The organism is Winogradskyella vincentii, from assembly GCF_020166345.1.
Classification (GTDB): domain Bacteria; phylum Bacteroidota; class Bacteroidia; order Flavobacteriales; family Flavobacteriaceae; genus Winogradskyella; species Winogradskyella vincentii.
Window position 1 is genome coordinate 367,199 of the sequence record NZ_JAIUJS010000003.1, and the last position, 15,059, is coordinate 382,257.

Annotated in this window: 9 protein-coding genes; 1 reads left to right on the forward strand and 8 read right to left on the reverse strand. The window is 33.9% G+C overall.

Going from position 1 to position 15,059, the window contains the following annotated elements:
- Positions 1-7: 7 nt before the first annotated feature.
- Genes LBV24_RS07530 through LBV24_RS07540 form a run of 3 tightly spaced genes read right to left on the reverse strand, consistent with a single transcriptional unit; the run spans position 8 to position 9,380 of the window.
- The gene (locus LBV24_RS07530) at positions 8-3,232 is read right to left on the reverse strand and encodes a VPS10 domain-containing protein (protein ID WP_224477991.1); all 3,225 of its coding nucleotides are present in this window, start codon (positions 3,230-3,232) and stop codon (positions 8-10) included.
- Between the two features lie 36 nt (positions 3,233-3,268).
- Positions 3,269-6,076 (reverse strand): S9 family peptidase, encoded by a 2,808-nt coding sequence (locus LBV24_RS07535; protein ID WP_224477992.1) that lies wholly within the window; start codon positions 6,074-6,076, stop codon positions 3,269-3,271.
- Positions 6,077-6,089: 13 nt separating this feature from the next.
- The gene (locus tag LBV24_RS07540; RefSeq protein ID WP_224477994.1) at positions 6,090-9,380 is read right to left on the reverse strand and encodes a glycosyl hydrolase; all 3,291 of its coding nucleotides are present in this window, start codon (positions 9,378-9,380) and stop codon (positions 6,090-6,092) included.
- 338 nt (positions 9,381-9,718) lie between these two features.
- Between LBV24_RS07540 and LBV24_RS07545 the strand changes: the two genes are divergently transcribed.
- A complete protein-coding gene (locus LBV24_RS07545; RefSeq protein WP_224477995.1) occupies positions 9,719-9,988 on the forward strand; it encodes a hypothetical protein in 270 nt (89 codons plus the stop codon).
- A 78-nt stretch (positions 9,989-10,066) separates the two neighbouring features.
- Here the strand turns inward: LBV24_RS07545 and LBV24_RS07550 are convergent, their stop codons facing one another.
- The 5 genes from LBV24_RS07550 to LBV24_RS07570 form a co-directional block, all read right to left on the reverse strand.
- Entirely contained in the window at positions 10,067-10,573 is a 507-nt protein-coding gene (locus tag LBV24_RS07550; RefSeq protein ID WP_224477996.1) for a Pycsar system effector family protein, read from the reverse strand.
- Positions 10,574-10,582: 9 nt separating this feature from the next.
- Complete coding sequence (locus LBV24_RS07555) at positions 10,583-12,334, reverse strand: adenylate/guanylate cyclase domain-containing protein (RefSeq protein ID WP_224477998.1); 1,752 nt, start codon at positions 12,332-12,334, stop codon at positions 10,583-10,585.
- A 65-nt stretch (positions 12,335-12,399) separates the two neighbouring features.
- Positions 12,400-12,852, reverse strand: a complete 453-nt coding sequence (locus LBV24_RS07560; protein WP_224477999.1) for a hypothetical protein — start codon at positions 12,850-12,852, stop codon at positions 12,400-12,402.
- A gap of 358 nt (positions 12,853-13,210) precedes the next feature.
- A complete protein-coding gene (locus LBV24_RS07565) occupies positions 13,211-14,029 on the reverse strand; it encodes a hypothetical protein (protein ID WP_224478000.1) in 819 nt (272 codons plus the stop codon).
- Positions 14,026-15,006: a hypothetical protein gene (locus LBV24_RS07570; RefSeq protein ID WP_224478001.1), complete on the reverse strand. Its 981-nt coding sequence runs from the start codon at positions 15,004-15,006 to the stop codon at positions 14,026-14,028. The genes LBV24_RS07565 and LBV24_RS07570 overlap by 4 nt, the downstream gene beginning before the upstream one ends.
- Positions 15,007-15,059 lie beyond the last annotated feature (53 nt).

Here is a 15,059-nt window from a genome sequence, read left to right on the forward strand (position 1 = left end):
AATTCTACTAGTTTTTAATGAGACCTTGGCCTTCAATCCATGGCGCTCCAGCTTCTTTTAAACGCTTCTCAATATTAGGAAGTGTTGTCTCAGACACAGTTTTTAATTTTGTTTTTACCTCATTAAGTTGCTTTTTAACACGCTCTAATAAGGCTTTGTGTGTTCCTGTTGGACCATATGTATTACCCAAGGCACGTCCAATTCCACCACCATCATTTGCTGTTGGATTAGATTTTTCGCCTATTTGACCTTTAACCGCATCTCCACTCAATGTTTTTTGAATCGCTAGCAATTGTAGTCTAGCATCATTAATATCACGTAACAAGGCATCATTAGGTGCTGTAGTTTTATTCGCAGCGCGTTTCATAGCACCTACTTTTTGCATCTGTTGGTTCATTAGCATATTTGTTGCCGTGAGATCTTGTTGAAATGTGAATACAGAATTTCTAAAATCGTTCATCTCATCGTATGATTTTCTTGGTAACGCTCCATCATACATTGGCACCACATTAAATGTTTGTGGCCCTTGCAAAGTAGTTGTTACACCATCTACACGTTTCACTAATGTTGCAGTATAAGTTCCTGGCGTAACCATAATATTACCAGTACCAATACCATCACCTTTTTGTGATAAACGCTCTCCTCGCTTATTAGGATAATTGAGTTTCCAATTCACACGATTGAACCCTTTTTTATTGGTTCCTTTTATTGTGTTTACTATGTTTCCATTAGAATCCTTAATTATAAAGAGAACCAAAGGACCATCTTGGTTAATTTCTTTTTCTAATGCTTCCCATCCAGGGAAATCCGTATTGGTTTTTTCTCGTTTTTTACGTTCGTCCTTAAGCGATTTAACGGAATCAGCCATATAGTACGTAAATCGTGCTCCAAAAGGTGCATTTGGTGCCTTATACTCTGCATCACCTTGACTACCTACTCTACTCGCTTCTCTATACCAATATGCATCCTTAGTAGGAAACAATGTTGCTTCTTGAGATAACATAGATGGATTAAAATTTCGTAACGGTGTAATATCATCTAGAATAAAGAACCCTCTACCAAATGATGCCGCAACCAAATCATTTTCACGTCTTTGAATGGTAATATCTCTAAAAGAAATAGTAGGTACTCCTCCACTTAATTTCACCCAATTATCACCACCATTATACGTGAAATAAACACCGTACTCAGTTGCTGCAAACATGAGATTCTTATCCACATGATCTTGTACCAATCGCCAAACTAATAATCGTTCTGGTAAATCACCATTTATAATTTTCCAGTTTTTACCCTTATCTGTACTTTTTAAGATGTAAGGTTTGTAATCGCCGTATTTATGATTGTCTACAGCAGCATAAACCACATTAGCATCAAATAAATCAGCACGAACATCATTAACAAACGGAACGTGGCCTAATCCTTTAATTGAACTTAAATTGAATTTTCTCCAAGTAGTTCCGCCATCTTCTGTTGTTTGAATAATACCATCATCAGTACCTGCATAAATAAGCCCTTCTTGTTTTGGTGATTCAGCTAAAGAAGTAATGGTATTATAGTTGGACATTGCACCTACATCCCATGCATTATCCCAACTTTGTTGTTTTCCATAATATGGAATGGTCATACGCTCTTGATTCAAAGTCAGGTCAGTTGAAATTGGAGTCCAATCATCTCCTCTATTATCTGAACGCCAAACACGCTGTGAAGCAAAATATAAACGCGTAGGATCGTGTGGACTCACTAAAATTGGTGCATCCCAATTGAATCTTTCAAAAGGATCTCCTTCCCTAGCCTGAGGCTGAATGAAGACGGTTTCCTTTGTAGTTTGGTCAATTCGCCAAAGTGCGCCTTGTTGAAACTCACCATATGTTATATTTGGATTTCCTGGCTCTATAGCGGATTGATGGCCGTCTGCACCCAATGTTTTCCACCAATCAGAATTGGTAATACCATCAGAATAGGTAGTCTGTGAAGGTCCACCATGCGAGCCATTGTCTTGGGTACCACCATATATTTTATAGAATGGTTCTGAATCATCTACTGCTAATTTAAAATACTGGGTTATTGGTAAATTTCTAATATATTTCCAGCTTTTTGTTAAATCGAAACTCTCATACAAACCACCATCAGTTCCAAACAATACATAGTTAGGATCTGATGCTTTGAATGCCATGGCATGACTATCAACATGCTTATTCTTTTCATTCATTGTGTAGAACGTTTTACCGTGATCATCAGAAATTTGCACGTAGTTGTTCATTAAAAACAATTTACCTTCATGATGTGGAGAGGCATATAATTCTTGATAGTAGTGTGGACCTGTACCACCAGAGACTGCATCAGATTGTTTCTTCCACGATGCACCTCTGTTTGTTGACATAAACACACCACCTTCTCTTCGATTTAACTCAATAGCAGCATAAATAACATCTGGATTAAAAGGTGAAATAGCTAACCCTATTTTACCGAGATTAGAACTAGGTATTCCCTTTGTTAATTTAGTCCATGTATCACCACCATCTGTACTTTTATAAATACCTGATCCTGGTCCTCCGCCTAAGTAACCAGCAACAGTACGATGACGTTGCCAAGTAGCAGAATAAAGCACATCTGGATTGCGTGGATCAATGACCATATCAGTGGCACCAACCCATTTATCATCACCTAAAGTTCTTTTCCAAGATTTACCACCATCAACTGATTTATAGACTCCTCTTTCACCACCTGAAGTCCATAAAGGGCCTTGGGAAACGACCCAAATTACATTTGAGTCTTCTGGGTGAACAACAATCTTTGAGATATGTTCTGAAGCTTTTAAACCCATGTTCTTCCATGAAGCACCATCATCATGACTCACATAAACACCATCTCCAAAAGCCACATGTCGACCACCAACATTTTCACCGGTACCAACCCAAATAGTATGAGGATTGCTTGGGTCAATTGTTATTGCACCAATGGAATAGGACGCTTGTTTGTCAAAAATTGGTTTCCAAGTTGTACCTGAGTTTGTCGTCTTCCAAACACCACCAGATCCTACGGCTATGTACCAAACATTTTCATTATCTGGATGCATAGCAATATCAGCAATCCTACCAGAAGTGAATGCTGGTCCAATATTTCGCATTTTAAGACCACTGAAGGTTTTACTATCAATATCCTGAGCTTGTGCAGGAAAAGTAATTATGAGCAAAAACACCCATAACATACCCCATTTCAAAATTGATTTCATTTGTTTTATGTTTTGTGGTTGATTTTATTTAGTTTTTCAGTCTTTGTCACTTTCTACATAATCATAACCTTGATTAATGCCTTTTTCAAGGGCAGGCACACCACGATCCATCCAAACAGGTTTAGGTTCTCCTTTTAAATAATGATCAAAAAACTGCGCCATTCTTATATTGAAATCCACACGATTTTGCATTTTTAGTGGCCAGTGAGGCTCGTCGTTATAATTCAAGAACCATGAAGGTTTTCCAAGACGTCTTAGACTCACAAAAAACTCAATTCCTTGATACCAAGGCACGTGACCATCAGCATCATTATGCATTATTAATAGTGGTGTATTAATTTTATCGATATTGAAAATCGGAGAATTTTCAATATAGCGTTGCGGATATTCCCAAGGTGTACCTCCTATTCTACTTTGTGTATGTTCGTATTGGAATTGACGGCTTAGACCTGTCCACCAACGAATACCACCATAAGCACTAATCATGTTTGGAACAGGAGCACCAGATTCAGCAGCTTTAAAAATATCTGTTTTGGTAACCAGGTATGCGATTTGATATCCTCCCCAACTATGACCTTGAACTCCAATATTATCCTTGTCTATAAAGCCCTTTTCAATTAACATGGTAACTCCTGGAATAACACAGTTAAAAGCACTTTCTCCAGGGTAACCATCGCGATAATATACATCTGGATTAAAAATTACATAACCTCTACTTGCATAGAACGGATAGTTTATAGTACTACGACCATAGCTTGGTGCACGATGACGATACAATCCATCAGAGCTTTTCTCATAGAAATTAACGATTAATGGGTATTTCTTATTAGGATCGAAATTTTCAGGTTTAATCAACATACCTCTTAAAGATTTACCATCTAAAGAGGTCCACTCTACCATTTCTGAAGTTCCCCAGTTATAATCATCTTGCTGTGGATTGGCATCTGTTACTTGCTTTGGTGATTTAAATGAAAGATCAGTACTCCAAAAATTAGGAAAATCTGTGAAAGACTGTCTAGTGAACACAAGTCGATTCTTTTTATCGTTTTGTGCCATTGTAAATTGACCATAAGAATATGGTCCTTCTACTAATTGTTTCAGTGACTTTCGTTTTGGATTATAACTAGCCGTTCCGCCATATTTATTGCCTTCATTGAATGTGCTTAACATCCAATTTTTACTATCAGAAATTGATTTTTCTTCATTATCTAACTTTACATAACGGTAACGAACCTTAGATGCTCTACCATTAGTTAAATTTTCTGATTTTCCAGTATCAGGATCAAACGACCAAATATCAAAACGATCATAAATCAGGAATTTAGCGTCATTCTCGGTCCACCCTGCATAACCGTAGCTGTATGGGTCATCTGGATAATCGTGTAATTCGTTATAAAATTGACGTCCCTTCGTTAATGCAGTATACTTTAAAGTGTTAAGGTTATAAGTATACCAAGTGCTATCCTTTCGACTATAGCCATAAAGATAGTTTCCTTTTGGACTTATTGAACTTCCTCCATAAACCTTCTTAGCCATATCAGTACGTTCGCCAGTACTTAGATCTATGCGTTGCATATCCATTGGACGTTGAGCTGTCCATTGACTCTGCAATAAATAAGGCGTTTGGTTACCTAAAACTGCATATCTACTATTTCCTTCATCACTGTATCTTGCTAAGTCATATTCTGTATCGGCAACCGGGATCATCTTATTGCTGGTAAAATCGTATAAACTCATATACGCTTTTTTCTTATCGTCTTTTACATCTAATTCTTGAACAGTATATAATCTAGGTTCATCATAAGTCCAAACTTCTACGTTAACGATTTCCTCATCAAGTAAGGTTGTGTCTTGAACAATTGGAGTTGTTCGTAAACCAAAGAATAAGCGGTTTTCATTTTTTGAAAATCTTAATTGTTCATCACTAGAAACCAACATATTTGCGCCATTTCCTTCAGAATCTGCTATTAATTTAGCAGTAGTATCTCCTTGATTCCAAGCATAGAGTTTTGGCATTTTTATTAAGCTTTTAGTTGAATCCGCATCTACCACAAATCCAACGCGTCTACCTGATTCTGATATACCCAACTGAGGATATTTAGTTTTATGGTGACTGGACATTAGCAAGGTCTTAGAGGCTTTATCTACATCATAATGATATACACCACCTCCAAGGCTATCTACTGTACCTGAAGTTGCATAAACCAGATGATGGCCTTCCTTAGCCATAGCATAGCGATGTACGTATTTAAGAGTGTCTTCAACACCTGTTTCTAGGTTTCTTATTACCAGATGAAAACCATTGTCTTTAGAGACCTTTTTTAATTTCTTTTTAACTTTAGTGGTATCTTTCTCTTTTGATTTTGAAGTATCTTTTTTGGCAGGTTTTGGTGCTTCTAACATATAAGCAACTATTCCCGACCATTTTTCTGGCATTTTATAAGATTTAACATTCGGAATCTTCTGCAGTGATTTACTATTTAAATTATAAATCAGTAAAGAATCCTTTGGTAAATCTTTCTTTTTCACCTTTTTCCGCTTCATTTCTCTAATACTATCCTTTAAGGCATTGACTGCAAACACTACATGTTTAGAATCATATGAAAATGCGCCACCTTTACTGCGTTCATAGGTCATTATTTTTCTGCCATCCATATCTTGTACATGAAGTGTTTGGTCTTTTTCCTCTGGTCCAAGATTATAAAGCATATAATCACCTGAATTTGAAACTTCAACATTTCTAATACGGTTCCATAAGGCCTTATCTTCATGTTGCATTACTTTTTTCTGCGCTGTTGTATTTATCGTAAAGAATAACAGCCCTAAAATCATTAAAATTCTCATATAATTTTTCAGTTTAATTTTTGTTTTCGTAACCACGTCCTGGTGTGTAAGGTGCACCAGCATCTATTAGTTTTTGTTCTAAGTTCTTAAGATCTACATTAAATATTCGTTCCATTTTAGACTTTATAACACTCACCTGGTCTTTCGCAATTTCATAACTATTACGGTGGGTTTTAGTTGGAGTTGCTGTTGAATACTTTTGCTCGTAACCAATAGATCCTAGCCTACTTGCTGGAGATGGTGGTTGGTCAATATCTAATCTACGTTTAACAGGATCACCATACATTGAAATCTGAACATCATCTAACTCATCTTCAAGAGCTTTAACACTTGACGCTAAGTTACCAAGAGGTTGTTCAGCACGTTTAATTGCTGCTTTTATGTATCTCAATTTATTTCTAGATTCAGACATTAGATTCTGTGCAATACCAAAATCAGCTTGTAGTTTCGCTAAGGCTTTTTGGAAAGCCACTTTTTCAACTCTGTTTTCTGCTTGCATTTCAACATTGTCAAGCGCTTTTACTTCAAAACTAACTGGGCCAGTTAGTGATGTTAATTCACCACCTTTGAGCATACCCATTTCTACAGTATATGTACCTGGTGCTACTAAAGTACCTTCATCTCTTCCTCCAAATGGATTGTAAAACCTAGGCTTATTGAGATTTATTGGATTTTGAAGCGTGTATCTTAAATTCCAATGAAAACGTTGAATACCTTTCTTAGCGGGTTTGAATTCTTTTTTGACAACCTTGCCTTCAGAATCTTTTATCGTAAATACCAACTCATCCTTTGATTCTTCATTTTCTGCTTTTAAAGCATCATAACTAGGATACGGTGTATCCTTACTGGACTTAATTAATTCCTTATCCTTTTTTTGACGCTCATCCTTCAATGATTTATAATCTGAACCATAGTAATAGGTAATAACAGCTTCAGGACCTAAGTTTTCTGCAGTATAAAAATTATCACCTTGAAATGATTTACCTGGTAATCCCAATGGACTACTTTGCTCCCACATCAATGCTGTTCTAACAGGGTAGATTTTTGCATTATCTGTAGGTTTTGAATTTTCAACTTCACGCAATACTGAATAATCATCCAAAACATAGAATCCACGACCAAATGTTCCTAGAACCAAATCATTTTCACGCTCTTGTATGGCAATATCTCTAACAGCAATAGTTGGTAATCCATTTTTTAGTTGTTTCCAGTTTTTTCCTTGATTTGGAGAAAAGAAAGCACCAAATTCTGTACCTACAAATATTAAATTTTCATCAACATGATCTTCTTCAATTGCATAGGCACTGCCACGTTCTGGTAAGTTAGATTGTATAGCTGTCCAACTTTCACCCTTGTTTGAAGATATAAAAACATAAGGTTTAAAATCACCATATTTATGATGGTTAAAGGCAGCATAAATAACATCTTCATTATGTCTAGACAGATAAACACTATTTACGTAAGATTGATTTGGAGCTCCTGGTATATTAGAAATCTTTTTCCAATTCTGTCCTCCATCCTCCGAAATATGAATAAGTCCATCGTCTGTACCAGCCGCTAATAAATTTTTGTTTAATGGTGACTCTGAAAATGCTACAATACTTCCATAAAGGGAAGTAGAACCATTTTTCATAACAGCATCAATACTTACCACACGATCGTATACTTTGAGGCTATTTCTATTAATTTGTTGTGAAAGATCTTCACTGATTACATTCCAACTATTACCATAGTCATTTGATCTAAATACCTTTTCCGCAGAAAAATATAATCTGCCTGGTACATGCCTACTTACTACTAAAGGTGCATCCCAGTTAAAGCGATAGGCATTCTCGCCTTTTCTTGCTTTTGGCTTAATACCTACAGTTTCACCACTTTTCTTATCAAAACGAACCAAACCACCATATTGCGATTGTGCATAAACTATGTTTGGGTTATTAGGGTCTATTTGTGATTCAAAACCATCACCACCATTGGTAATAAACCATTCCGAATTTCTTATACCATGGTTGGTTAATACTCTAGATGGTCCTCCTAAACTAAAGTTATCTTGAGTACCACCATATATATTGTAAAATGGATAATCGTTATCTACTGCAACCTTATAAAATTGAGTAACAGGTAAATTCTTTTTGAAATCCCAAGTCTTAGCCGCATCAAAGGTTTCATAAATACCACCATCACAACCTACAACCCAATGCTTATTATTGTTAGGATTAATCCACATGCAATGATTATCGACATGCTTTGTGTCCTCACCAACCATATTAAAGGTTTTACCACCATCGTGTGTAACGGACATCCAAGTATCCATAGAATAAACAGTATGTTCATCCACAGGATCAGCAATTATTTCTTGATAGTAATTGCCGCTTGTAACATGTGAACTGCGTTTTTCCCAGCTAGCACCTCTATTAGTTGATGCAAAAAAACCACCTTTACCATTTGCCGCTTCTACAATAGCATATATAATTTCTGGGTTTGCAGGTGAAATAGCTAATCCTATCCGACCCAACTCTTCATTTGGCAGGCCTTTATTAATCTTTGTCCAAGTTTTGCCTCCATCTACACTTTTGTGCATTGCGGAACCTGGCCCACCACCTACATAAGTAAATACATGACGTCGTCTTTGCAAAGTTGAAGCATAAAGAACGTTAGAATCTCTTGGATCCATTACCACATCATTTACACCTGTATGTGCATCTACTTTTATAATTGAATTCCAAGTTACTCCTCCATCTTCAGTCTTGTAAAGGCCTCTTTCTCCTCCTTTACTCCATAATGGACCAATAGCTGCTACATAAACAATATTTGAATTGCCTGGATGTACAATAATTTTACCAATATGTTCTGAGTTTTTAAGTCCCATATGCCTCCAAGATTTCCCGCCATCTATGGATTTATATATACCATCTCCATATGCCACAGAACGTTGGTTATTATTCTCACCAGTACCCACCCAAATAACATTAGAATTATTAGGATCCATAGTAACACAACCAATAGAATATGAACCTTCAGAGTCAAAAATTGGCTCATAGGTTACCCCAGAATTTATAGTTTTCCAAACGCCACCAGAAGATGTTGCTACATAATACTCAAAGGGATTGTTAGGATTAAATGCAAAATCTGAAATTCGACCTGAAGTTAGCGCTGGGCCAACATTACGCCATTTAAGGCCTGAAATGCTTATTTCTTCTAAAGGCGATTTTGTCGTGTTATTCTTTTTTGATTTTTTTTGGGCATCACAAACTGAGCTGAAACTGAGAAGAATACTCAGAACAACTAATGACAATTTTTTCATAATGAGGAAATCTGATGGTTGGTTTATAGTTTTAGTTTCTATTAGATATTACCATAACTATATGGTTATCAATAAGATTACCACTAGAAGTATAATTAAATTATGGCTTAATTCAAGGCAATTAAATATAGTTCTTTTTGAAGTAAATAACTCAAAAGAAAATTATAAATTTTCCTAAGAAATTAATCAAAACCGTACCGTTTGTCGAGAATCGAAAAAATGAAGTGTTTTTAATCGGACTTAAAGGCACTTTTATCAAAAAATTCTAAGCCTAGCTTCTTCTCTATTTAATTTAGTTCTCAGATTGCCCCACAATCTATTTTATAAACTTAATTATTATGGATACAAATTTCTCTTTATTTAACCAGATTAATAGTCTAGGCTACTGGTTACTTTCATTCAGTGATTACAGAACTTCAATAAACCTAGATGCAGACAGCGATATTTACAGTGTGTGCATTAAACACGGTGGAATTGAACTATATGCCAATGAAATAAAAGGTTTTAGTAAAAGAAATCCAAGGTTTTTAGAGCATGAGCTTGATGCTATTGTAGCAGGTTTATTGCACCTAAAACAAAATGTGGATATTAAAAGAAAGTCAGCGTAAAGCAAATTAAGTTAGTTATTAATTCAACTTTTAAAACCGATTGTACAATCGGTTTTTTTATGGTTTATAGCCAATTAACTAAGAAAATATTGCTAAATAAAGTGCGAAAATTAACGCAAATATCACGCTTATTGTAAAGAAAAGAATGGATTTTTGCACATTTTTAAATTTGGCATCAATAATTTTACTTTCTGCATGTATTTGTTCTGCTAGCTTTTGGTATAATTCATCTTTTGATCCACAAACTTTAATAATTTCCTTTGTAAATTCATCTACATTTTCAAAGCGATTAATTACATCCATAAAGAAAAAGACATTACGGTCGTAGTTCATTTCCATAGCAGGCTTAAAACATCTAAAGCAATAAAATACAGATATAGAAACCAAGATTATCCAACAAATAGTGACAATCAACAAAAAAATATCCTCGACTAAAATATCCTTGAATTCATTCAAGCGATCAATAAATAAACCTAAAATAAGACTATGAAACGAAAACACGACTCCTGCTTTAAATTCAGAGTTCTTTATAAGTTTTTCTAAGCGTTCTAATTGTTCCCAATAATTGTTTGGATCTTGAGCCATATTCTAATTTTAAGTATTTACAAAATACATTTTCATTTCACCTCTATTTTTAACTGCTAATTCACCTCTGTACTCGCAGTCAAAGTCATTTTTAATGATTTGATAAGTGTTTTCTGATATGTTAATTCGGCCTGCTTTAGAATTACTCTCCATGCGTGATGCTATATTAACCGTATCTCCCCAAATATCATAAGCAAACTTTCTTGTGCCAACCACACCTGCCACCACAGGTCCTGTATTTATACCAATTCTAATATCAAAAGTTGCAGAAGTAATATTATCGATTTTTGCCTTAGAAACAAAATCATTCATTTCTTTTGCTGCCAATAGCATTTCTTTAGCCTGATTTACCTTATCAAAACTCAATCCACCGACAGCCATATAGGAATCTCCAATGGTTTTGATTTTCTCTAGGCCATACTTATCCATTATCAAATCAAAATTAGAAAAATAGTACTCAATAGTATCAACTAATTCCTCAGGTGAAAGTTTTTCGGCATAACTTGTAAAGCCTTTAAAATCTGAAAACAAAACCGTAACCGAAGGAAATTTCTTGGCTTCCACTCTACCATTATCTTTAAGTTCTTGCGCGGTGTCTTCAGGCAATATATTTAATAACAATTGATCCGAACGTTCTTTTTCTGTCGCTATTATTTTGTTAGTAGATTTTATGTATTTGTTACGATTATATAAACCAATTGCCAATATGCCTATCAAAAATAATACACCAATGGTGGACCAAAGTATAATTTTCTGGTTTTTGCGTTTTTGTTCTGAAATGGTGGTTTTAGCCTGTTCTTGTGCGACTTCAAAATCTGTACGCATGTTCGCCATATTTTCAATTGCCTCTAAATTTTTAATACTGTCCCTGTACAATACATGCTCCTTAAAATGTTGTAGTGAAGCGTCGGTATTACCTAATTTCTCATATAAATTGGATAAACTAAAATTTGAAGCACTTATTTGCTTTTTGAGGCCATATTTTTTGGCCATGTCGAGGCTTTTATGATCATATTCTAGAGCTTTACTAAATTTCTTTTGACTAACATATACATTAGACATTGAAGATAAATACTCAGAAATAGCATAGTAATCTTCAAATTGTTCTAAGGTTTCAATAGCCTCATTAATGCTTTGCATGGCTTCTAAGTCTCGTCCCTGTTCAGCATATACCATACCTATATTACCAATATTATAAGCTATGCCAATAGGATATTCTAACTTATCAAAAATAGCATTAGAAGCTTTATAGTTTGCAAGGGCTTGGTCATATTCTTTCTTGAGGTAATAGTGATAGCCAGAGTTTAAATAAGCACTACCTAAGGTGATATAATCATCAGTTCGACTTAATATTGCAATTGCCTTTTGGTAATATAGTTCTGCATTCGCATTATTTTCAATTTCAGAATAAGTATCTGCAATGGTTAAATAACCTCCACCTAAATATTTCTCATTCTTCAATTTTTCAGCTATTTCACTAGCTTTAATGAATGTATTTAGCGCTTCGGTAATATTTCCCGCGATTCTATAGGTCTGTCCTTTTTGGATATAACCTCTATATACATATAAATAGTTGGAAGATTTTAGTGCTTCATTAATTAGCTCATCGGCATAACCTATGGACTCCTTAAAATTACTGGTTGAATGAAAGGCAAGATTGTTTAGAAGCTCTAGCTTGGCCTCACCATTTCGCTCTCCACTTTCATAAATACGTTTTAAACTATCTGCTTCTTTCTGGTTTTGAGAGTACACATACTGCATGCTCAAAAAAGCGAAACCAAGTAATATAATATATGCTTTATAGGAGAATTGCATAAGTATTAATACTAAGGTTTGATTTTTAACCTTGGATCAATTGGAAGAACAACTGAAGTTTCATCTCCTTTTTGTATATGAAAATTAATTATATATTCTTCTCCCTTATCTATAAAATCTCGGTTGGTTGTAACTTCCCCAACAAAATTGCCGTTCTCTTTAGTGATTTTATTGAAAAAACCAGAATTAGAATTTACGATAGAATCTAATAGCACTGCATAGTCTTCATCCCCTTTTTCTTTACTGATAGATATACTCCAAATCATTTTAGAACCTAATTGAATATCTGTATTCTGGTCTTTATTTTTACCACCATATGGACTACCTAAACCATTATTTGTAGTCAATTCGGTGAATTGATCAATTTTTTCTTGTAGTTTTTCTCCTTTTAAATTTAGTTGAGCATTAAAAAGTTGTTTGGCTTTTACTTTAATCTGTAGTCTACTTGGTTCTTTTGTATTCATAATTTCTAAATTTTTATTTGTGAATAATAGCTAATAGTATAGGAAAAGGGAATTATGAAAATGCTGTTAAATAAAGCTAATTTAACTATTGGAATTCCAAGGATTGAAATATATATCTGTAATGTGTATAATACTGAATCATATGTACATCGTAAATCAAGGAGGAACATCTTTTCGCAAAAGATGTTGAACCAAAAAATCAATTGGTTTCTTAAGACGTGAGTAAATTAGGGATAACTATAATCTAGGCAAGCTCAATAAGATTAGGTTATTTTAAATTTACGTAATATTTTTCTGATATCCTAATTTGCATATGATTTAAAAAACCTTGTTGAAACGCCCAATTTAAGGCACTTGACTAAATACTATTCTTAATTTTATTAGTAATATCATTAATTAAAGTTTGGTAAGCATCATCCAAAGCTTGTGAAATATCATAACTTATAGCTTCTGAATTTGAGCTTAACGGGATAATCTTATTGTTGTTAACATCCACTAGTTTACCACTAAACTTTAAATTCACATTTGTTATCTCACTATCCATTGAGTTTGGGCTTTGCTTTTCTTTAATTTGACCTATTACATAATTATTCAAATAATTCTTCAATTTAATATCCATAAGCCAATTTGGGTTAGCAGAATAAAATGATTTATAGTTTTTTAAAGAATTGTCATTAAAGAATGAAATTGAAGAATTTATATTTTTTTCTTCTAAAGCAAGGGATAAATTTTGATTAAAATCAGAATCTAGTTTATAATTTGAACTAACAATAAATAATGCCAACAAGTTATTACTCAGCAATTTTTCACTTGTATTAAAAAGATTTTCTTTGGCTCTTGTTACTTTATTTTCATTGACTGTTTGAGGCGATTTATTATTGTTTGAATTACTTTTTTTAGTGCCTTCATTATTTATTTTATCAATTAATAATTTTTGTTGTTCAGAATTAGCCAGATTTAACGTGTCAATATTTGAAAAATTGGAAGAATCTCGCGCAATTGAATTTGATTCATTTTTTGTCTTTCCAGAATCTTCATCACCAATAATAAACTCCTTAACCAATGAAAAACCATCTGATACAAGCGCTACAATTACTCCTAAGGCGACTATTATCTTATATCCAGCAACTCTAAGTCCTTTTAATTTAGAAAAAAGAATAAATTTTGGCAATCTCATTTTAATTGTTCAATAATTTCTAGGCAGGCCTTATTTTTAGAATTTAACATGTAAGCTTTTTTAGCATTTGCAAGACTTTCTTCAAATTCTTCATTAAATAATTGCATCATAGCCAAATTGTAAATTGCCGAAGATTTAGTTCTATCTTTTTTATATTCTATTGCAGCCATATCTTTTATCATTTGATAACCAGCCTCAAAATCATCGATTTCTAATAATGTTATCGCCTTTTTCAAGTCTTTATTGAATTTACTACTTGTTTGGAAGTCAATTGTATGTTCTTTAGTATGTAGTACGAACAGCTCTTTAAATTTCTTACCAATTTCAATCCTTGCCTTTTGATAAAGTGAATTTGAATCTAAATCTGCTGGTGTAGAACAATCATAAGTTGGTCCTTTTCCTTTTTCACTAGCAGACAAATTCTGAGATAGTACGATTGATGCAGTTTTCAGGTCAATAATCTTCAAATTAATTTGCAAATCATAGAACCCAACCATTCTCTTTTGAATATTACACCCATTTTTATTTAATAAAGATTTTTCAGTTTCTATACTTTGGCCAAAATTGTCAGTCTGTATTCTCGCAAAAATCAGCAGACCAGAACCATAAAAATCTCCAAGTTTTTTAATCTGTTTTTTATCTACCAAACCACTTTGTTGAAATTTGAATTCCTTTAGTAATGCTTCCGTTTTGCCTCGATCAATTAAGGTAAGTCCATCTATACTGGTTATATTATTTGACATATCGTCATATATATCATACGAATGATTATTTTCTTCATTATTTGGATTTACAACTTCAGAAATTATAATAGTCTTAGTGTCGGCAATATTGAACTTGGGTTCAACTTCAACTTTGTAAGTTATCTTGCTCCATTCAGAATTAAAGAAGTCATCTAATTGAGCATTTGATTTATTGAAAATTAAAAGGAAAAACATAAGAGTATAGACTCTTACACAAGATGCAGAATTTAACATACGAGGGTTAGGAATTTGATTAATAGCTGCTTAAAGATAAAAATTAATTTTAA